Origin of the sequence: Thermopolyspora flexuosa, assembly GCF_006716785.1 — a bacterium.
GTDB classification, from domain to species: Bacteria; Actinomycetota; Actinomycetes; order Streptosporangiales; family Streptosporangiaceae; genus Thermopolyspora; species Thermopolyspora flexuosa.
Genome location: NZ_VFPQ01000001.1, coordinates 1,521,449 through 1,541,105, shown reverse-complemented (window position 1 = coordinate 1,541,105; position 19,657 = coordinate 1,521,449). Strand labels below are relative to the sequence as shown.

The following is a 19,657-nucleotide window of genomic DNA, read 5'->3' as shown; positions in this document are numbered from 1 at the left end:
CACCATACGAAACCGGGCAGGACTTCTCGTATCCGACCTTAGGTCATAGAGTTCTCACAAATTGGAAATCGCGCCGGTGGGCGATTTACGGGAATATTTCGGTCAACCAATTAGCGGGGAATATCCGGTGAACCCTGGGCCCGGGCGCGCAGCTCCTCCTGTACGGCACGGCCGAGCCGGAGCGTGGCCGCGCGGTTGAGCGCGCCACCGGCCACGGCGCCGGTGAGGAACGGCCCCAACGTGGTCAGATGCCGCCCGAGCGTGCGCATGAGCCGTCTGCGCAGGGCGGTCTTCGCGGCGGTGCCGAGCGCCGCGGTCATCGAGCCGGGGGTGAGCGGGTCGGCCCCGCGCTGCCGTGCCCACGCCGTGGTGCACGCCATGGCGCGCTGCACGGTGGTGCCGGGCACCGGCACGCCGTACACCTCGTGCAACTCGGCGATGAGCTTCACCTCGATCGCCGCGACCACCAGGGTCTCGGCGACGATCTGGGCCGGCGCCGACAGCAGCAGCGGCGGCGCGGCGAACTCCGCGGCGGCGAGCGCGCCGCCGACCGCGCCGACCGCGGTGGTGGCCTTCGCGGCGGTGCGAATTAGGTCATCGGCGAGGCGGTCGCCGGTGAGTCCGTAATGGTGCTCCTGTAGGGTGGAAAGGTCTCGGATCGGGATGCGCGGGGCGATCGACACGAAAAGTTCAGCGAGCCACCGGCCCCGCCGCCATCCGGACGAACGGGTCTGCCGCGCCGTGCGCCGCAACGCGAGCGTGAGACGGCCGAGCAGCCGGCGCCGCTCGGCCGTGTCCATGCCCTCACGTTCGGTCAGTCTGCCGACGAGGTCGGCGACCTCGCCGTGGGCCTCGCCCGGTGCGAGGCCGTGGCCGCCTCCGGCCGGGGACGGAACCTCGTTCGGATCGGTGGCAGGCCGATCCGCCTCGGAAGTCACAACGCGGACCCTCCTCAGGCCGGTACGGTCAGGCGGCGCACTCGCGGCAGATCTGCCGGCCGTCGCGGTCGGACGCGAGCTGGCTGCGGTGGTGCACCAGGAAGCAGCTCGAGCAGGTGAACTCGTCCGCCTGCCGCGGGATCACCCGCAGCGACAGCTCCTCGTTGGACAGGTCGGCGCCGGGCAGCTCGAGCGACTCGGCGAGGTCGGTCTCGTCGATGTCGATCGTGCTGGCGGCCTTGTCGGTGCGCCGCGCCTGGAGTTCCTGGAGGCTGTCCTCCCCCAGGTCGTCGTCGGTCTTGCGCGGGCTGTCGTAGTCGGTAGCCATGTGCGTACTCCATCCCCCTCGTCTATGTGTCTGCGCACCGTCGCGCGCCTATAACGTCTGGGAAGCCCATCTTGTGCCCATTCCGGCGAGGAGATTTTGCTTCGGTACCCGGATCAGGCCCGTCACGAACCTCCAGCCACGCCGGGGCCGCGTCTCCGGGCGCGCCGAAGCCCGCCGGAAAACGGTCGTATCCCCGCCGCCGGACACCCGGCCCCGACATGTTCGACGGCACATCAAACCACATGTGCGGACCGTAGAGAGACGCTCCCCCGCGGGTTGATCCAACGCGTCACACCCCGCGATCGATTCCCGGCCCCGCGCGCCGGTACGGCGGGCCGCGGGCGGGGCCGCGGACCGGGCGGCGGAGGGGCGGCCACGCGGCGCTCCGGCGGCCGCCGCGCACCTCTCACGCGTGCCCTCGTCGTGCCCTCCGGCGCCCGCGGAGACGCCGTCACGCGGCCCTCAGGCCATGGGGCAGGCGCACCGTCACCACCAGGCCGCCGCCGTCCCGCGGCACCGCGGTGACCGTGCCCGCGTGCGCGCGCACCACGGCGCGCACGATCGACAGGCCGAGCCCCGCGCCGCGCGCCGAGTCGATCCGGTCGGCGTTGAGCCGCCGGAACGGCTCGAACAGGTCGTCCACCTCGTAGGCGGGCACGTGCGGCCCGGTGTTGGAGACCTGGACCACCGATCCCCCGTCGTGGGTGCCGACGCGCACCCACACCTCGCCCGACTCGGGCAGGTTGTACTTGATCGCGTTCTCCACCAGGTTCGACACGCACCGCTCGAGCAGCACCGGGTCGCCGGTGGTGCGCGCCGGGAACAGCTCGGTGCGCACGGTCACCCGGTTCTCCTCGGCGAACCGGGCGAGCTGCTCGACCGCGGTCTGCGCCACCTCGCACAGGTCGACCTCCTTGCGCACGCTCAGCTCCCGCTCGCTGCGCGCGAGCAGCAGCAGCCCCTCGATGAGCTGCTCGTTGCGCGCGTTCGTGCCGAGCAGGGTGCGGGCGAGGACCTTCAGGTCCTCGGAGGCCTCCGGGTCGCCGAGCGCCACCTCGAGCACCGTGCGGTTGATCGCCAGCGGGGTGCGCAGCTCGTGCGAGGCGTTGTCGACGAACCGGCGCTGGGCGTCGAACGCCCGGTTGAGCCGGGCGAGCATGGCGTCGAAGGTGTCGGCGAGCTCCTTCAGCTCGTCGTCGGGGCCCTGCAGGTCGATGCGCTCGTGCGCGAGCGAGGTCTCCGACAGGCGGCGCGCGGTCGCGGTCATCTTCTGGATCGGGCGCAGCGCCCGGTCGGCGGCGAAGTAGCCGAGCGCGAGCGCGATCACGCCGAGCCCGAGCAGGGTGAGCAGGGACCGCTTGAGCAGCGCGGCCTGCACCCCGCGGATCGCCGCCTCCCGCTGCTCCGCGTACGCCTCCCGGTAGGCCTCGGCCAGCTCCGGCGGCCAGCGCGAGGGGACCGCGATGTCCTCCGGAGACGTCAGCGTGTCGTTGAGCAGGTGGCCGGCGTAGGCGTACATCGCGCCGAGCAGCACGGCCCCGCAGAGGAAGAACAGCGCGCCGTAGGTGAGGGTGAGCCGCACCCGGATGCTCATCCGGCCGCCGATCGCCTTCAGCCGGTCGATCGGGCTGGGCCGTACCACGAGCGGCGCGGGCGCGGGCGGCGGGGGCCCGTCCCACACCGGCGGCCCGGTGGGCGGCGGCGGCTGGCCGGGCAGGGGGCCCCGCGGGCTCTCCACGGTGGGCTGCTCGCTCCGCCACCCGCCGGCCTGGCCCTGGGGGTACGCGGAGCGCGGGCGTCGCTGCTCGCTCATCGATCGCTCACAGCCGGTAGCCCACCCCGGGGACGGTCTCGATCACCGGGGGATCGCCGAGCTTCTTGCGCAGCGTCATCATCGTGACGCGCACCACGTTCGTGAACGGGTCGATGTTCTCGTCCCACGCCTTGTCGAGCAGGTCCTCCTGGCTCACCACCGCGCCGTCGGCGCGCATCAGCTCCTCCAGGACCGCGAACTCCTTCTTGGTGAGCGAGATCTCCCGGCCGTCCCGGGTGACCGTGCGCTTGCCCGGGTCGAGCCGGATGCCCGCGCGCTCCAGCACCGGGGGCAGCGGCGGGGCGGTGCGCCGGGCGAGCGCGCGCACCCGGGCCACCAGCTCCATGAACACGAACGGCTTGGCCAGGTAGTCGTCCGCGCCCAGCTCCAGGCCCTCGACCCTGTCGTCCACCTCACCGGCGGCGGTGAGCATGAGGATGCGCGAGGGGTTGCGCCGGGCGACGAGCCGGCGGCACACCTCGTCGCCGTGCACCTTCGGCAGGTCCCGGTCGAGGACGATCACGTCGTAGTCGACGTACGAGGTCTTCTCCAGCGCCGCGGCCCCGTCGTAGGCCACGTCCACCGCCATCGCCTCGCGCCGCAGCCCGGTCGCGATCGCGTCCGCGAGCACCCGCTCGTCCTCCACCACAAGGACCCGCATGCCTTCGCCGCCTCCCTTGTTCGCAGCAGGCTCCGCTCCGCCCCGCCAGGGGGTCACTTCACAGGGTGACTCCGCAGGGCCGCGTCGCGGCGCCCTTTCGCCGTCTCGTCGCCACGTGGTCGCCACATGATCGACGCCGCCGCGCGGCGCCGTCACCTGCGGCACGCCGTGGCGCCCGCACGGTGGCGCCACGGCGGGCGGCCGCGCCCGGCACGGTGTGCCGGCGCGGTACCGACGGCTCCCAATTGTCCCTCCGGTCGCCGTAAGCGCGCGGTAAGCCGGGCCGCCGCAACCCCGTCCGGCCTGCTCACTTTAGGTCATGACGAACGCCTGACGAACACTTGTGAAATCACCGCGAAGTGAGGTTTAGACCAGGGCGACTCGTGGGTAGGGCGTGGTCCACCCGCCCCACCGCCGTCCCGGTGACGGCGGTCAGCACGAGAGAGTAGGTGAGATGGGCGAGTTCACGGCCACGATCGAACACCGGCTCGACCAGGCCTACCGCCGGCTGCGCGAGGCCCGGTCCGCCGGCGACGACTTCCTCGCCGACACGCTCACCGCGGAGATCGAGGACCTTCGTCGCATCGCCATCGAGAACGGCGTCACGCCGCCCCAGCCGCCCGCCCTCTGACCGGCGGGGCCGCCGGCCGCGCCCGCCGGGCGGCGAGCACGGCGGCGACCCGCGATCTCGGGCCGGTCAGGCGGGTACGGTGAACCGCCCCGGTGAGCGGGCCCGGCGCGCACGGGCCCGGGCAGTGCACCGAACACCGAACCGGTAGGACGCCGCAGGGACCGGCGGGCCCGGCGACCGGACCCACCGACGGGTCCGGCGCGTCAGACCCCGCCTTCGGCATGCCTGTCGCGCCGGACACCACGCCGGCGTACCGGCGCATCGGGCCCCGCCGGCCGCGCGCTAGGCGTCGCGCGCCGGGTCGAGCGGCGCGAGCAGGTCGTGCAGCTGCTCGAAGAGCTCCGGCGCGGCGGCGATCGCGAACTCCGGGCCGATGGGGTTGCCGTGCAGCCCGCCGACGCGCGCCCCGGCCTCCGCGGCGATCAGCGCGCCCGCGGCGTAGTCCCAGAGGTTGAGGCCGCGCTCGTAGTAGCCGTCCACCCGCCCGGCGGCCAACGCGCACAGGTCGGCCGCGGCCGACCCGACGCGCCGGATGTCGCGCACCCGGGGGACGACGTGCGCCAGCACCTCGGCCTGCACCTTGCGGCGGCCCCGCGCGTAGCCGAACCCGGTGGCGATCAGCGCCTCCTCGAGCGGCACCCCGGTGGTGCAGTGCAGCCGCTCCCCGGTGGTGAGCAGGTAGGCGCCCGCGCCCTTCTCGGCCGCGAACACCTCCTTGCGCGGGAGCACGTTCACCACGCCGGCCACGACCTCGCCGTCGACCTCCACGGCGATGCTCACCGCCCACTCCGGCAGGCCGTACAGGAAGTTGACGGTGCCGTCGATCGGGTCGACGATCCAGCGCACCCGCCCGGCGCCGTCGCTGAGGCCGTCCTCCTCACCGAGGATGGCGTCCGCGGGCCGGGCCTCGCGGATCCGGCCGCGGATCAGCTCCTCGGAGGCGTGGTCCAGTGCGGTCACCACGTCGGTCGGGCTCGACTTGGTCTCGACGATCTCCGGCCGCCGCGGCCGCTTGGCCACGAGCATGTCGCCGGCCTCCTTGGCGATGCGTACGGCGAGGTCGAGCAGCTCGCTTCGGGGGACATCCAGCTGATTGCTCACCCTGCCGAACCTACCTTTACCCCCGCGAAAGGAGGGGCGGCGGGTCCGTGCGGTTGGATGGGGTCATGGGGAGCTATGACGCGTTGCTCGTCGTTTCCTTCGGCGGGCCCGAGGGGCCCGACGACGTGATGCCGTTCCTGGAGAACGTGGTCCGGGGCCGCGGCGTGCCCCGGGAGCGGCTGCTCGAGGTGGAGGCCCACTACCAGCGGTTCGGCGGGGTGAGCCCGATCAACCGGCAGTGCCGGGAGCTGATCGAGGCGATCCGCCCGCACGTGGACCTGCCGATCTACTGGGGCAACCGCAACTGGCACCCGTTCCTCGCCGACACCCTGCGGCAGATGGCCGCCGACGGGGTACGGCGCGCCGCCGCGTTCATCACCTCGGCGTACAGCTCCTACTCGAGCTGCCGCCAGTACCTCGACGACATCGCCCGGGCCCGCGCCGAGGTGCCCGGCGCGCCCGAGGTGGTACGGCTGCGCCACTACTTCGACCACCCCGCGTTCATCGCCGCGTTCGCCGACCACACCGCCGAGGCGATCGGGCGGCTGCCCGCGGAGCTGCGCGACCGCGCCCGGCTGGTGTTCACCGCGCACAGCATCCCGCTGTCCATGGCGGCGGGCGCGAGCCCGTGGCGCAACGGGTACGAGGTGCAGCTGCGCCGGGTGGCCGGGCTCGTCGCCGACCGCGTCGGGCGGACCCAGTGGGACCTGGTGTGGCAGAGCCGCAGCGGGCCGCCGCACGTGCCGTGGCTGGAGCCGGACGTGTGCGACCATCTGCGCGCGCTCGCCAAGGAGGGCGTGGCCGCGGTGGTGCTCGTGCCGATCGGGTTCGTCACCGACCACATGGAGGTCGTCTACGACCTCGACGTGGAGGCCGCCGACGTGGCGCGGGAGCTCGGCATCGCGCTCACCCGCGCGGCCACCGCGGGCACCCACCCCCGGTTCGCCGAGATGGTCGCGGACCTGCTCGCCGAGCCCGAGCCGGTCAACTGCCCGGACCTCTGCTGCCCGGCGCCGGCCCGCCCCGGCCGCCCCTGACCGGCCGTACCCGGATCAGTCCGGGTACGCCGCGGCGTAGGCGTTGGCGAGGGAGAGCACCCTGGACACGTACGACCACGAGTGGTTGTAGTGCCAGATCGCCTTCGCCAGCCGGTCGCCGCCCTGCCCCGCGCCGGTGGCGCACAGGTAGTTCGCGGCCGCCGGGACCGCGTCGTACGGGTTCATGATGTCGGCCCTGCCGTCGCCGTCGCCGTCCACGCCGTAGGCCCTCCAGGTGGCCGGCATGAACTGCATCGGGCCGAGCGCGCCCGCCGAGGACGGCCCGTTGTTGCGGCCGTGGCCGCTCTCCACCTGGCCGATCGCGGCGAGCACCGTCCAGGACAGGCCGGGGCAGAGCGCCGCCGCGCGCCGGTACAGCTCGATGTAGCTGCCCGGGCGGCCCACGCGGCCGGTGAACTCGTCGCGGGACGGCGTGCGGGCGGCGCGCGGCGCCGCGGTGCGGGCGGCCGCGGGCGCGCCGGTGACCACCACCTGGGTGCCCGCGCCGAGCACCCGGCGCACCCCGCCGGTGAGCTCCCCCGCCCTCGTCACCGGGCCGCTCACCAGCACCACCACGCCGGGGGTGAGCCCGAGCCGCCGCCCGGTCTCCTCGCTCACGTAGCCGTCGATGCCGGGCAGGCCGATCGCGGCCGCGGCGGCGAGCCGGAGCCGGGGGCCGCCGTCGATCTGGTAGTGCGCGCCGGGGACGAGGCCGAGCCGGCGCGCGGCCGCGGCCTCGGCGACGAGCTCGCCCCGGCGCAGCGCCTCCCACGGCTCGGGCCGGTCCGCCACCCCGACCGGCGTCCACCTGGGGAACTCCGCCACCGGTACGGCGAGCAGGTTGAGCGTGACCCCGGCGACCCGCACCGCCCCGCCGCCCACGGTGAGCGCGCCGCGCACGTGCCGCAGCGACCGCAGCCGCCGCAGGTGGGCGTCGCCGACCCGGCGCGGGGCGATCGCCACCACGGCGGGCGGGGTGAGGCGGAGCCCGGCGCCCGCGGAGGCGTCCGGCGACGGCCGTGCGGTCGCGGACGGCGTGGGAGCGGCGGCCGCCCCGGTGTCCTGCCCGGGCACGGTGACCAGGGGGAGGTCGGCGCGCGGCCCGGCGGAGTGCGCCGGACCCGGGGCCGTGCCCGCGGCACCGGCCGCGGCGGTCGCGCCCGTGCCGCCGTGGGCGAGCAGGTGGACCCCCGCGGCGGCCATGGTGAGGACGATCACCCCGGCGAGGGTCCCGACCACGATCGCGAGGTGCGGAATACGGGGCACGGCGGACACCTTAGATCGACCGGGGCGCTGTGTCCGAGTAACAGATGCGAGGGTGCAAAATTACTTGCGGATGACATAACAGCTACGCGAAGGTCAAAGGGGACATTTCGCATGTCTCGGGTGGGCGTCGCCGTCCGCTGAGCACGAACGGCGATCGCGGTCGCCGTGGGCGGGCACCGCGGACTCGCGCCGTGAGCGCGTTGCTGTGAGTGGCTGGAAGGAAGACGACGTGGTGGGGCCGTACCGAGACCTGTTCCGCACGCCCGGCGTCAAGGGCTTCGTCATCACCGGATTCCTGGGCCGGATGCCCATGTCGATGCACGGCATCGGCGTCGTCCTGCTCATCTCCGCGGTGACCGGCTCGTACGCCACCGCCGGCGCGCTCTCCGGCGCGGTCGCGATCGCGTTCGCCCTCGCCGCCCCGCTGTCCGGGCGGCTGGTCGACATGTTCGGCCAGGCCCGGGTGCTCATCCCGCTCTCGCTGCTGCACGGCGCGGCGCTCGTCGCGTTCATGCTGCTCGTGCACGCCGAGGCGCCGACCTGGACGCTGTTCGCGGCCGGCGTGGTCGCGGGCGCGGCGGCGCCCTCGCTCGGCTCGATGGTGCGGGCGCGCTGGACGCACCTGCTCGGCGGATCGGGACGGCTGCACACCGCGTTCTCGTTCGAGTCGGTCGCCGACGAGGTGATCTTCGTCTCCGGGCCGACGATCGTGACCGGGCTCGCCACCCTGGTCAGCCCGTACGCCGGGCTGGTGCTCGCGCTCGTGCTCGGCGTGGGCGGCACGATCGCGTTCGCGCTGCAGCGCCGTACCGAGCCGCCGGTACGGCGCGGCGAGGGCGTGCGGCACCGGGGCAGCCCGATCCTCATCCCCGGCGTCGCGCTGCTCGCCGCCGTGTTCCTCGCGATGGGCTCGGTGTTCGGCTCGGCCGACGTGATCACGGTGGCGTACGCGGAGGCGAACGGCGCGAAGGGGGCGGCCGGGCCGATGCTCGCCGCCTTCGCGGGCGGCAGTCTCGTCTCCGGGCTGTGGTTCGGCGGGCGGGCCTGGCGCATCCCGCTGCGCACCCGGTACCTGCGCGCGCTGCTGGTGTTCGCGGTCGGGCTCACCCCGATCCTGCTGGTGCGCGGCAACCTGGCGATGGCGACCGCGCTGTTCGGCGCCGGGCTGGCGATCTCCCCGACGATCATCACCGGCTACGCGCTCATCGAGCGGCTCGTGCCGTCGCACCTGCTCACCGAGGGCATGGCGTGGATCTCCACCGCGCTCGGCTTCGGCGTCGCCGTCGGCTCCTGGGCGGGCGGCCGCCTCACCGACCTGTACGGCCCGGGCGACGCCTACCTCTACTCGTTCCTCAGCGGCCTGGTCGCGGTGGCCATCGCGTACGCCGGGTCGGCGCTGCTGCGCACCCCCGACGACCCCGCGCGCTCGGTGCTGCAGACCCCTACCGGCGAGGGGCGTTCATGAGTACCGTTCACATTTATGCGCGAGGTGTTCCGGAACTGGGCCGGTAACCAGGTCGCCCACCCCGCCGAGGTGCAGACCCCGGCCTCGACCGACGAGGTGGCGAAGGCGGTCGCCCGGGCGGCCGCGGCGGGACGGCGGGTCCGGATGGCCGGCAGCGGCCACTCGTTCACCGGCGTCGCGCTCACCGACGGGCTGCTGCTGCGGCCCGACGCGCTCACCGGCGTGCGCGAGGTCGGCGACGGCCGGGTGCGGGTGGCGGCGGGCACCCCGCTGCACGTGCTCAACGCCGAGCTGCACCGGCGCGGCCTCGCCCTGGCGAACCTCGGCGACATCACCGCGCAGACGATCGCCGGGGCGCTGCAGACCGGCACCCACGGCACCGGCCGGGACGTCGGCGGCCTCGCCGACCAGGTCGCCGGGCTCGAGCTCGTGCTCGCCGACGGCACCGTGACGCGGGTCGGCGAGGACGAGGCCGACCCGAAGCGGCGCGACCTGTTCGACGCCGCCCGCGTCGGGCTCGGCGCGCTCGGCGTGGTCACCGAGGTCACGCTCAAGGTGGTGCCGTCGTTCCTGCTCCGCGCGGTGCGGCGGCCGATGCGGCTCACCGCGCTGCTGGGCCGGCTGGACGAGATCCTCGCGGCCAACGAGCACGTGGACTTCTTCTGGTTCCCGCACACCGACGCCTGCCTGGTGAAGCTCAACAACCGCGGCGACGGGCCGATCGGCGGCCGCGGCCCGCTGCGGCGGTGGTTCGACGACGAGTTCCTGGAGAACACCGTCTTCGGCGCGCTGTGCGAGATCGGGGCCCGCGTGCCCGCGGCGATCCCCGCGATCAACCGGCTGTCCGGGGCCGCGCTGAGCGCCGTCGAGTTCACCGACGTGTCGTACCGGGTGTTCGCCACCGTGCGCCGGGTGCGCTTCCTGGAGATGGAGTACGCGATCCCGGTGGAGCACCTCGGCACCGCGCTGCGCGGGGTGCGCGACCTCATCGACCGGGAACGGCTGCGCATCTCCTTCCCGGTCGAGGTGCGGGTGTCGCCGCCGAGCGACGCCTGGCTCTCCCCCGCGTACGGCCGGGCGACCGCGTACCTCGCGTTCCACGTCTTCCACCGCACGCCCGAGCCGCGCTACTTCGAGGCGGCCGAGCGGCTCATGGTGCGGCTGGACGGCCGGCCGCACTGGGGCAAGCTGCACACCCGCGACGCCGCCTACCTCGCCGCGGTCTATCCGCGCTTCGGCGACTTCGTCGCGCTGCGGGACCGGCTCGACCCGAACCGGGTCTTCGGCAACGCGTACCTCGACACCGTGCTGGGCTGAGCCGTACCCGGGCGGTGCCCTGACCGGCACGGACGGCACGGCGCGGGTGACCGTTGCCCGCGCGTTCGGACGGAATCACCACGTGATCGGCACTCTGCCCCGGCGTGTCGGCTTGCTTTCCCGCTCCCGGATGAGACGGTGTGCAGTGGGCCGGGGCCGACGGCAAGGAGTCGGTAAACCGGCGGCGAGGTGGGCACGACCTGGCTGAGGATGTGGGCGCGTGAATTCTTCTTCGAGCTCTTCGCCCAAGTCCACGCCGCGATCGCCCGCGACACGCGAGAATTCGTCCAGGGCCGTACCCGGTTGCGGCACACCGAAAGTGTGTATAAGGGTAAACACGACAAAAGTGCCCGGCGTCACCGCGACTCTGGCACCCCCGAGGAAGGCGATGTTCGGACATGCCGGGTACGGTGCTGGAAGGGAAACGACTCTCGCGACAGACTCAAGGGTCCGGGGGAAGATTGAGCACGACGACGAAGGGACTCGCATGCAGGAGCTCCGACTCGTCGCGGTGAGCGAGGACGGCACGTACCTCGTGCTGGCGACCGCCGGCAGGGGTACGCGCTTCACGCTCCCGGTCGACGACCGGCTCCGTGCGGCCGTCCGCGGCAACTTCTCCCGTCTCGGCCAGTACGAGATCGAAGTGGAGAGTCCGTTGCGCCCGAAGGAGATCCAGGCGCGCATCCGCGCGGGAGAGACCGCCGAGGAGATCGCCGCGACCGCGGGCATCCCCGTGGAGCGGGTCCGCTGGTTCGAGGGACCCGTGCTGCAAGAGCGCGAGTACATGGCTCAGCAGGCGCAGCGCGTCGCGGTGCGTCTGCCGGGCGAGACCAACGGGCCGCGGCCGACCCTCGGTGAACTCGTCGCCGAGCGGCTGATGCGCCGGGGGGTGTCGAGCGACGAGATCGACTGGGACTCCTGCAAGCGCGACGACGGCCTGTGGCGGGTGAAGCTCGGCTACGTGTGGAACGGCACCACCCGGCATGCGGAGTGGCTCTTCGACCCCCGGCGCCGCCACATCACCCCGCACGACGAGGAGGCCATGCGCCTCTCCGCCGTCGACTACGTGGAGCCGGACGAGGACACCACGGTGACGCCGCTCGTCCCCCGGCTGGCGGCGAAGCGCGGCCCGTCCGCCTCGGCGGGCACACCGACGCCGCCGACCCCGCTGCGCCCCGAGGCGCCCGGGCGCCCGGCCGTCTCCCCGGTTCCCGCCGACCCCGAGGCCGACCTCATCACCGCCGAGTCGCTGCGTCCGCCGGCCGACCGCCGCCCGCCCGCGGGCCGCGAGCCGCTCGGCCTGCCCGCCGCTGTCCTCGGCGACGAGACCAACCGGGCCGGCGCGCGCCCGGCGGCGCCCGTGGAGTCCCAGACGCCGCCGCCCGGCGTGCCGTTCGCGCCGCCGCCGGTCCCGTTCCGGCCGCCGGCCCCCGTGGAGACGGGCCGTACGGCCGCGGAGCCGGCCGCGAGCGGTACGGCGGCGCAGGGTGACGCGTCCGGCGGCGCCGCGGTGGCCGACGCGCCGAATGCCGAGCCCGCCGCCACGGCGAAGCCCGAGCCCGAGGTCGTGGTGCCCGAGCCGCGGGTGGTCGAGCCCACGCCGGAGCCCGTCGCCGTGCCCGCCGCGCGCCCGAGCGCGGAGAGCACCGAGGCCGCGCCGGCCGAGGGTGTTCCGGGCCAGGCCGCCGAGGCCGCCCCGCGGCCCGCGGCGCCGCAGCCGGTGCCGCCGCCCCAGCCCGTTCCGCCGCCGCAGCCGGTCCCGCCGCCGCAGCCCGTCAAGCCGGCGAAGGCGGTGCGCGGCCGCAAGCGCAGCCGCCGCGCCTCCGTCCCCACCTGGGACGAGATCATGTTCGGCGCCCGCCGCCAGGACTGATCCCGCCGCACCGGTTCCGCGCCGCCGCCCGGGCGATTCCGCCGCGGCGGTCCCCCGTGTCGTCCGTCGACGCCGTCCCCGCGGGGTGTTCGCGTGCCGGGCTCAGCCCGCCGCCTCGGGCGGGGTGGCGTCCGTCGCCGCCCGGCCCGCCGCGGGCGCCCGCTCCCCCTCGGCGCGGAAGGGACGGATCCAGTCCGGGGTGACCCGTGCGATGAACTCGACGCCCTGGTCCTCGCCCGCGTCGACCGCCGAGTAGCCACCGCCGCCCGCGCCGACCCCGGCGACCACGGTCACCAGGCGGGACCGCCGCTGGAACCAGCTCTGCCGGATCGTCCAGCCGACCACCGCCCGCCCCTCGAGGTGCGCCTGGACGCGGCGCAGCGAGCCCGACCGCACCGCGAGGTGCTCGCCGTCGAAGGTGTGGCCGAGCGCGCGGTACCGGTCGATGCCGAGCGGGACGCCGAGGACGGCGAGGACCACGGCGGGCCACGCCACCACCGGCCACCCGGTCGCGAACCCGGCGACCGCGAGCGCGGCCCACGGGGCGACCGCGCGGAACAGGCGCCGCCGCAGCGCCGCCCGCGGGTGCGGCTCCAGATCCCCGGTGAACGGCCAGACCGCCTCGGCGGCGACGCCGAGGGCGTACCGGCGGGGCGTCACCGGCAGCAGCTGGCCGCGGGTGCGCGCGTCGCCGAGCCCGGTGACGAGGGCGCGCAGCCGCGCCACCCCGGCGAGCCGCTCGCCGAGGCCCTCGAGCAGCTCGTAGCCGCGGATCCGGGCGATCTCCAGCGAGACGCTGCGGCGGTCGATCAGGCCGCGCTCGGCGACGAGGAACCCGTCGCGGCGGCGCAGCGTGAACTCCCAGTGCAGCACCGCGTAGGTGAGGCCGCCGACCACCGGCATGGCGAGCACGAGCACCACGGCCGCGCCGATCAGCAGGTACGGGTGCGCCAGCAGCCACTCGCCGATGCTGCGTGCGGTGCTCGCGCTGATCCCGAACTCCTCCGCCGCCTGGAACGCCACGCCGATCGCACCGGCGACCAGGGCGAACGGGGTGAGCAGGTAGGCCCCGGAGAGGGGACCGTAGAGCAGCCAGCGGCGCGGCACGCGGGCGAGCGTGTGCTCGGGCGGCGCGGGCGGCTCGCCGTACGGCGCCGCGGCCTGCGCCTCCGGCGCCCCCGGCGGCGGCGTGGCCGGGGCCACGGGCACGGCCGTGCCCTCCGCGCCGGGCTCGGCGGCCGGGGCCGTGGCCTGCCCGTCGGCGGCGTGCACCTCGGCCGCGCGGCGGAGCAGCACGGTCCGTACCCGTTCGGCGTCCGCCACGGTGAGCGCGTTCAGCTCGCCCTCCTGGGACTCCTCGCCGCTCGCGCCGGTGTCGATCCGGAGCACGGCGAGCCCGAGCAGCCGGTGCAGCGGCGGGGTGCTGACGTCCACGCCGCGGATGCGGTCGAGCGGGATGGTGCGGATCGACCGGCCGATCAGCGAGCGGCGCAGCTCCAGCCGGTCCCCCACCACCTGGTAGGTGAACGTGGCCCACCGCACCGTGGTGTAGATGATCGTGAGCACCACGCCGAGCGCGGCCCACAGGAACGACCGGGGCGAGAAGCCGCCCACGAACAGCACGCCGACGAGCGGCAGGAGGAGCGAGCGCAGCGTGCGCAGCGGGTCGATGAGCAGCACGCGCGGGCTCAGCCGGGCGGGCGGGAGCACCGGGACCGGCGCCTGCGGGTGCACCGGCGCGCCGGGAGGGCCGCCCGGCCCGGGCGCGCCGGGGGCGGGCGGGTGCGGCAGGGCGGGACCGGATCCGGTCTCGTGGTACGGCGTGCTCATGTCGCGTCGTCCCGCACCTGCTTGGCGCGCTGGGCGATGCGCTCGGCGAGCTCGGCGGCGACCGTGAAGTCGAGGCCCTTGATCGAGGTCGAGCCCGCGTGCGAGGCCGTCCTGATCTTCAGGGTGGCGAGGCCGAACGCCCGCTCCAGCCAGCCCTGCGACTTGTCCACCGTCTGCACCCGGCTCACCGGCACGAACACCCACTCGCGGCTGATCCAGCCGGACCGGGCGTACACCACGTCGCCGGTGAACTCCCAGCGGTGCACCGCGTACCGCCAGAACGCCTCGATGAAGGCGAGCGGGAAGCAGATGGCCGCGACGATCACCGGGAGCAGGCGGATGTTGTCCTGGATCCACCCCGGTAGCCAGGTCCAGCCGCTCCAGTCGATCTGGGACACGGCGAACAGGACGGCCCCCACCTGGATCGCCGCCCAGATCACGTTGTGGACCAGCCACAGCAGCACGGCGCGTGGCGAGATCCGATGCTCGGGGTCACGCAGGGCGATTGTCACGTCTCAACCCTAGTCGTCGATGGTTGTGGAGCCCGCTGTCATCCCGATCATGCCGGGGCGGGCGCGCGGCTCCGTGGCCGGTACCCGCCGAACGCGGCATACGCGGACATAATCGCGCGCATCTCCGGCCTGCCCGCCGTACGGTGATCTTGGCATGGCACCGAGCCGGGGAGGACCGATGAAGGGCGCTCTCCGGTTGGGACGTCGGCGGAATCGCACCGGCGCAGGCCGCAGCAGGCCGCGCGGCCGCGTGCGGGCGATCGTCGCGCTGGGGCTCGGCGTGCTGCTCGCCGGCACGGGCGTCGCCCCGGCCGCCACCGACGCGGCGGCGCCGCGGCTCGACCGGCGGGAGCTGCAGCGCACGCTCGACGAGGTGCCCGCGGGCGGGGTCGCGGGCGCCTACTCGGCGGTGCGGGCCGGGCGGGAGCACTGGCGGGGCGCGGCGGGCCTCGCCGACCTGGAGCGCGGGCGGCCCATGCGGCCGGACATGTACCACCGCATCGGCAGCGTCACCAAGACCTTCGTCGCCACCGCCGTCGTGCAGCAGGTGGACCTCGGCCGGATCCGGCTCGACGACCCGGTGGAGCGGTACCTGCCGGGCCTGCTGCCCGACCGGCGCATCACGGTCCGCATGCTGCTCAACCACACCAGCCACCTGGGCGACCACGACGAGGCGATCTTCACCGGCCCGGAGAGCATCGAGCGGGTGCGGTTCCGCCGGTTCACCCCGCACGAGCTGGTGCGGCTCGGGCTCGAGGTGGGGCCGTCGGGCAGGCCGGGCGAGCTTCCGGGCGTCTACTCGAACACCAACTACATCGTGCTCGGCCTGCTGCTCGCCAAGGTCACCGGGATGCCCGCCGAGCGGTACGTCACCGAGCACGTGATCCGGCGCGCCGGGCTCACCCGCACCTTCTTCCCGCGGACGCCGCACCTGCCGGAGCCGCACGCCAGGGCGTACACCTCCGCGATGGGCTCCTTCCCGCTGCGGGACTTCAGCACCTATGACATGTCGTGGGCCGGTACGGCGGGCGCGCTGGTGTCCACGATGGACGACCTCAACCGCTTCTTCGCGGCGCTGGGCGGCGGGCGCCTGATCAGCGCGGCGCGGCTGGCCGAGATGCGCGCCACGGTGCCGGTCCTCCCGGGCCCCGGCCTGGCGGACCTCCCGCTCGACTACGGCCTCGGCCTGGTGCGGTTCACCGTGCCGTGCGGCCCGGTGTGGGGCCACGACGGCGGGGTCATCGGCATGCTCACGGTGGCCGCCGCCGCCGAGGACGGCACCAGGTTCGTGGCGTCCGGCATCAACACGATGTGGCACCCGGAGGCGGCGGCCGGTGAGGAGGCCTGGCGGCGGCACCTGGTCGGCGCGATCTGCGGCACCGGGCAGGCCGAGGGCGACGCCCCGGCGGCGAGGTCGGCCGCCGGCATCCCGCCGCGGAGCCACACCGCGCCCTGGCTGCGCTGACCGGGGAGACGGCGTCTCCCCTCCCGGCTCCCGCTCGTCTCCCCCTCCGTCTCCGCCGCCGTGCCGATCACCGGCACGGCGGCGTGCGGCGCGGCCATGGGCCACGGAACCGCTCGTTCCGCCGGTCTTCCTGCGCGCCGGCCACACGTCCCGGCGCAGGCCTGCGTGCACGCCGTACCGGCTCACTCGGGGAGCGGGATAAGATCACGAAGCCGGGGCTGTGGGCAATCTCACCCTGCCCACACGCCGCCACCTGCCCTGATTCTGGCCGCTCGCTGCACTTGTCCCGGCCGCCGGGGCCACCGATGCGAGCGATCCGGTCAGGAGCAGGCTCAGTTGCGCGTAGCATCGTCCACCATGGGGCAGGGGAGAAAGGCCGGACGCAAGGGCCTCGCGGTGATGCTGGTGACCGTGGGGGTCGTGGCGTCCGGCTGTGGTACCGCCGGCGCGGACCGGCCGCTGGACTCGGTGACCGTGACCAGCTCGCAGTTCCGCGACGGAGCTCCCCTGCCACGGGAGTACGCCTGCGGCAGCGGGAACAACCCGCCGCTGCGCTGGTCGAACATTCCCTCCACGGCCAAGTCGATCGCCCTCGTGGCCGACACCAGCTCGCCGAAAGGTTCGGCGGTGCACTGGGTGGTGTTCAACATCGACCACCGCACCACCGTGCTGATCGAGAACGGTGTGCCGCAGGGCGCCCGGCAGGGCCGCGGGACCGGCGGCAAGGTGGGCTACGACCCGCCGTGCCGGGACGGCGACAGCTATCGGTTCAGTGTCTATGCGCTCGACACGAGGCTGGATCTGGGGGAGGGTGCCGGGCTGACCGAAACCCTGCCGGCCATCGCGAATCACACCATCGCCCGGGGCCGTATCACCGCCACGGGCATCGAGTGACGTGCTCCGGACCGGAGGATGCAATGGTTATCAGATCTTCACTTAAGGTGTGACAGCGGTCATAGTGGTCGGACACAATCAGATCCAATCTCTGCGCGCAGGTGATCGAAGGGGGAAGATCGCGTTGATGGCCGCGCGATCTCGCCGGCGCCTCTGGACGGCCATGGCCCGCACGGCCACAAGGACGGTGCGATGATAGCGATCATTGTGGGCCTCGGCGCCGTGGTGTTCCTGGTGGTCGCCATCGTGACCATCGGCATCCGGTCGGGAAGGCGACGGGAGAGCAACCTGACTCCCGAGCGCATCAAGGCCATGGCCGAGGGCAAGACCAAGCGGCTGTTGACCCGGCCCGCGGAGGACACGTTCTTCGAGAGCTTCCCGGAGGACTTCGACTCCCTCGACGACGAGCCCGAGGAACGCCGCCGCTCCCTTCGCCCCTCCCTGGGCAAGAGCTCCGGCAAGGGGTCCGAGGGCAAGGGCTCCGCTGACAAGGGCTCCGGCCAGCGCTCGGGCGGCCGCAAGAAACGCGGCGACGAGTGGGGCGACTCGGACGACTACGACGACGACTACTGGACACGGGTACGCGACGAGGAGAGCGGCCCCGCCGACGGCAAGCAGGGCACCCCGCGTCCGGCCGGCCAGTCCTCCCCCGCCGGTTCCGCCGACGCGCCGCCCCCGCCGCTGCCGACGCGGCAGAGCAAGAACCTCGCCGACCTGGTGGAGTCGGGCCGCGCCACGCCGTCGACCGCGGGCGCGGAGGACAAGACCGTACGCTTCCCCGGCCCCGGCGCGACCCCGGCCGGCGCGAAGCCGGGCCTGACCCCGGCGGGTGCGCCGCCGGGGTTGCGGCCGAACGCCGCCGCGTCGCCCCCGGCCGCGCAGGCGCCGCAGCCCGGCGCCGCGGCCCGGCCCGCGTCCGGACGCCCCGGCGCCGCGGCCGGCGCCCGCCCCGGGCACGCGCCCGCGGGCGGCCCCGCCGGGCGTCCCGCACCCGCCGCCGGACCGGCCTCCCGGCAGCCGGTGGGGCCCGGTGGCGCACCGCGGCAGCCGCGTGAGGGCCGCTCGTCGCGTCCCGGCCCGCGTCCGGGCGCCGCACCCGCCCGGCCCACCCCGCTCGCCGACCCCATCGGCGCCGGGTCGGGCCGTCCCGGCTCCTCCGATCCGCTCACCACGGCGCCCCGGCCCGCCGCGGCGTCGGCCGGACCGGACGCGCTCGGCACCGGCGCGCACCGCCGCACGCCCGCCGACCCGCTCACCACCGGGCCGCGGCCGGGTGACGCGCTCGCCGAGCCGATCGCCCAGCCGCGTGCGGACGCGCTCGCCGACCCGCTCACCACGGGTCCCCGGTCGGCCCCCGGGCCCGACGCGCTGGGCACCGGCGCGCACCGCCGCACGCCCGCCGACCCGCTGTCCACCGCTCCCCGCCCGGCCGCCGCGGCCGCCCGGGCCGACGCGCTCGACCCGCTCGGCACCGCCGGGGCGGCTCGCCGTACCGGTGAGGCGCGTGGTCGCCGGGCGGCGACGCAGGGTGGTCCGTCGCCGGCATCCGGCTCCTTCCCCGGCGCCCCCACGGTGAGCGGCTCGTTCCCGCCCACCCCGGCGGCCACGCCGGAGAGCGGCACGCCCGAGCCGCGGCGCTCCCCGAGCGAGCCCTTCCCCGCGATGCCGCCGGCGTCGGCGACCCCCGCGGGTCTCATGCCCGACCCGCCGGCCAGGTCGGCCCGTCGTACCCCCACGCCGACGGGCCCCGCCCCGGCGGGCACGCCGCTGCCGGAGACCGGCGTGTTCTCGCTGCCGCCGGTGGGCTCCGGCGCGGGTGCGTCGACCCCCGCGGCGGGCACTCCGCTGCCGCCCGCACCGGCCACGCCGACGCCGCAGGCCGGGTGGCCCGCGGTGCGCGACGTGCTCGACGACGAGCCGCCGCCGGCCTCGTCGTCCCGGGAGACCTGGGCGACCTCCGGGTACCAGACCTCGTTCCGGGACGGGTACCGGCCCCGTCCCGCGGCCCCCGTCGGCTCGGCCGGGTCCTCGTACGAGGTGAGCCCGGGCTGGGCCACGATCGACGACGCCGACACGGTGACCGGCTCGGCGAAGCCCGACGCCGGGGGTGACGACCTGCTGTCCGGCCGCTCCTACACGATCGGCGGCACCGGCAGCCCGTCCGCCCCGCTCGCCTGGCCCGAGCGGGAGCCGCAGGCGGGCCTGCCGTCCTACACCGAGAAGACCGGCGACACCGCCTCCTCCGACCCGAAGAACACCAAGCCGCGCGGCCGCCGGGGCGCCCACCGCGGCGCCGACCCCGACTACCCCGACTACTACCGCTGACCGGCCCCGCCGCCCCGCCCGGCCGGGCCGTACCCCTCCAGACCGTCCGACGCGAAACCGGCCGCCGTGTGTCCGTACCGCGGCGGCCGGAGCAGCGGGCGCGGACGGACCGCGGCGATCCGGGTGAAACGGGCCCGGCCGGTCGCCCTCGCGCTCCCGCGGTCCCCACGCCCCGCCGTCGTCTGGCGCCGTTCCGGCGCC

At 75.1% G+C, this 19,657-nt stretch carries 16 protein-coding genes; 8 read left to right on the top strand and 8 right to left on the bottom strand.

Annotated features, from left to right (window positions below):
* Positions 1 to 110: 110 nt before the first annotated feature.
* The 4 genes from FHX40_RS06685 to FHX40_RS06670 all read right to left on the bottom strand — a co-directional run bounded on the left by FHX40_RS06685 (position 111) and on the right by FHX40_RS06670 (position 3,740).
* On the bottom strand, positions 111 to 938 hold the full coding sequence (locus FHX40_RS06685; RefSeq protein ID WP_373286889.1) for a hypothetical protein: 828 nt from the start codon (positions 936 to 938) through the stop codon (positions 111 to 113).
* Positions 939 to 966: 28 nt separating this feature from the next.
* Positions 967 to 1,266, bottom strand: a complete 300-nt coding sequence (locus tag FHX40_RS06680) for a DUF4193 domain-containing protein (protein ID WP_142258802.1) — start codon at positions 1,264 to 1,266, stop codon at positions 967 to 969.
* Between the two features lie 451 nt (positions 1,267 to 1,717).
* Positions 1,718 to 3,079, bottom strand: coding sequence for a sensor histidine kinase (locus FHX40_RS06675; RefSeq protein WP_142258801.1), 1,362 nt, complete (start codon positions 3,077 to 3,079; stop codon positions 1,718 to 1,720).
* Between the two features lie 7 nt (positions 3,080 to 3,086).
* Complete coding sequence (locus tag FHX40_RS06670) at positions 3,087 to 3,740, bottom strand: response regulator transcription factor (RefSeq protein ID WP_142258800.1); 654 nt, start codon at positions 3,738 to 3,740, stop codon at positions 3,087 to 3,089.
* Positions 3,741 to 4,194: 454 nt separating this feature from the next.
* Between FHX40_RS06670 and FHX40_RS25005 the strand changes: the two genes are divergently transcribed.
* Complete coding sequence (locus FHX40_RS25005; RefSeq protein WP_170198742.1) at positions 4,195 to 4,371, top strand: hypothetical protein; 177 nt, start codon at positions 4,195 to 4,197, stop codon at positions 4,369 to 4,371.
* A 282-nt stretch (positions 4,372 to 4,653) separates the two neighbouring features.
* Here the strand turns inward: FHX40_RS25005 and FHX40_RS06665 are convergent, their stop codons facing one another.
* Positions 4,654 to 5,472 (bottom strand): inositol monophosphatase family protein, encoded by an 819-nt coding sequence (locus FHX40_RS06665; protein ID WP_268241038.1) that lies wholly within the window; start codon positions 5,470 to 5,472, stop codon positions 4,654 to 4,656.
* Positions 5,473 to 5,537: 65 nt separating this feature from the next.
* Here FHX40_RS06665 and FHX40_RS06660 point away from each other — a divergent pair, with 65 nt between their 5' ends.
* Positions 5,538 to 6,509 (top strand): ferrochelatase, encoded by a 972-nt coding sequence (locus FHX40_RS06660; protein WP_142258799.1) that lies wholly within the window; start codon positions 5,538 to 5,540, stop codon positions 6,507 to 6,509.
* 15 nt (positions 6,510 to 6,524) lie between these two features.
* On the opposite strand, the gene FHX40_RS06655 is transcribed toward FHX40_RS06660, so the two are convergent.
* Complete coding sequence (locus FHX40_RS06655; protein WP_229788639.1) at positions 6,525 to 7,775, bottom strand: lytic transglycosylase domain-containing protein; 1,251 nt, start codon at positions 7,773 to 7,775, stop codon at positions 6,525 to 6,527.
* A 232-nt stretch (positions 7,776 to 8,007) separates the two neighbouring features.
* Between FHX40_RS06655 and FHX40_RS06650 the strand changes: the two genes are divergently transcribed.
* From FHX40_RS06650 to sepH, 3 genes are all read left to right on the top strand, one after another.
* Positions 8,008 to 9,240, top strand: a complete 1,233-nt coding sequence (locus FHX40_RS06650) for an MFS transporter (RefSeq protein ID WP_229788636.1) — start codon at positions 8,008 to 8,010, stop codon at positions 9,238 to 9,240.
* 15 nt (positions 9,241 to 9,255) lie between these two features.
* Complete coding sequence (locus tag FHX40_RS06645) at positions 9,256 to 10,557, top strand: D-arabinono-1,4-lactone oxidase (RefSeq protein WP_142258798.1); 1,302 nt, start codon at positions 9,256 to 9,258, stop codon at positions 10,555 to 10,557.
* Between the two features lie 487 nt (positions 10,558 to 11,044).
* Complete coding sequence (sepH, locus tag FHX40_RS06640) at positions 11,045 to 12,430, top strand: septation protein SepH (protein WP_142258797.1); 1,386 nt, start codon at positions 11,045 to 11,047, stop codon at positions 12,428 to 12,430.
* Between the two features lie 102 nt (positions 12,431 to 12,532).
* Here sepH and FHX40_RS06635 read toward each other — a convergent pair whose 3' ends face one another.
* Both FHX40_RS06635 and FHX40_RS06630 read right to left on the bottom strand, forming a co-directional pair.
* Entirely contained in the window at positions 12,533 to 14,260 is a 1,728-nt protein-coding gene (locus tag FHX40_RS06635) for a PH domain-containing protein (protein ID WP_229788634.1), read from the bottom strand.
* The gene (locus FHX40_RS06630; RefSeq protein ID WP_229788631.1) at positions 14,257 to 14,772 is read right to left on the bottom strand and encodes a PH domain-containing protein; all 516 of its coding nucleotides are present in this window, start codon (positions 14,770 to 14,772) and stop codon (positions 14,257 to 14,259) included. Before FHX40_RS06630 ends, FHX40_RS06635 begins: the two co-directional genes overlap by 4 nt.
* A 178-nt stretch (positions 14,773 to 14,950) precedes the next feature.
* On the opposite strand from FHX40_RS06630, the gene FHX40_RS06625 reads away from it, so the two are divergent.
* The 3 genes from FHX40_RS06625 to FHX40_RS06615 all read left to right on the top strand — a co-directional run bounded on the left by FHX40_RS06625 (position 14,951) and on the right by FHX40_RS06615 (position 19,456).
* The gene (locus tag FHX40_RS06625) at positions 14,951 to 16,237 is read left to right on the top strand and encodes a serine hydrolase domain-containing protein (RefSeq protein ID WP_142258796.1); all 1,287 of its coding nucleotides are present in this window, start codon (positions 14,951 to 14,953) and stop codon (positions 16,235 to 16,237) included.
* A 357-nt stretch (positions 16,238 to 16,594) separates the two neighbouring features.
* Positions 16,595 to 17,131 carry a YbhB/YbcL family Raf kinase inhibitor-like protein gene (locus FHX40_RS06620; protein WP_229788629.1) on the top strand — a complete coding sequence of 179 codons (537 nt, stop codon included), beginning with the start codon at positions 16,595 to 16,597 and terminating at the stop codon, positions 17,129 to 17,131.
* Positions 17,132 to 17,323: 192 nt separating this feature from the next.
* Positions 17,324 to 19,456 (top strand): hypothetical protein, encoded by a 2,133-nt coding sequence (locus FHX40_RS06615; RefSeq protein WP_142258795.1) that lies wholly within the window; start codon positions 17,324 to 17,326, stop codon positions 19,454 to 19,456.
* Positions 19,457 to 19,657 lie beyond the last annotated feature (201 nt).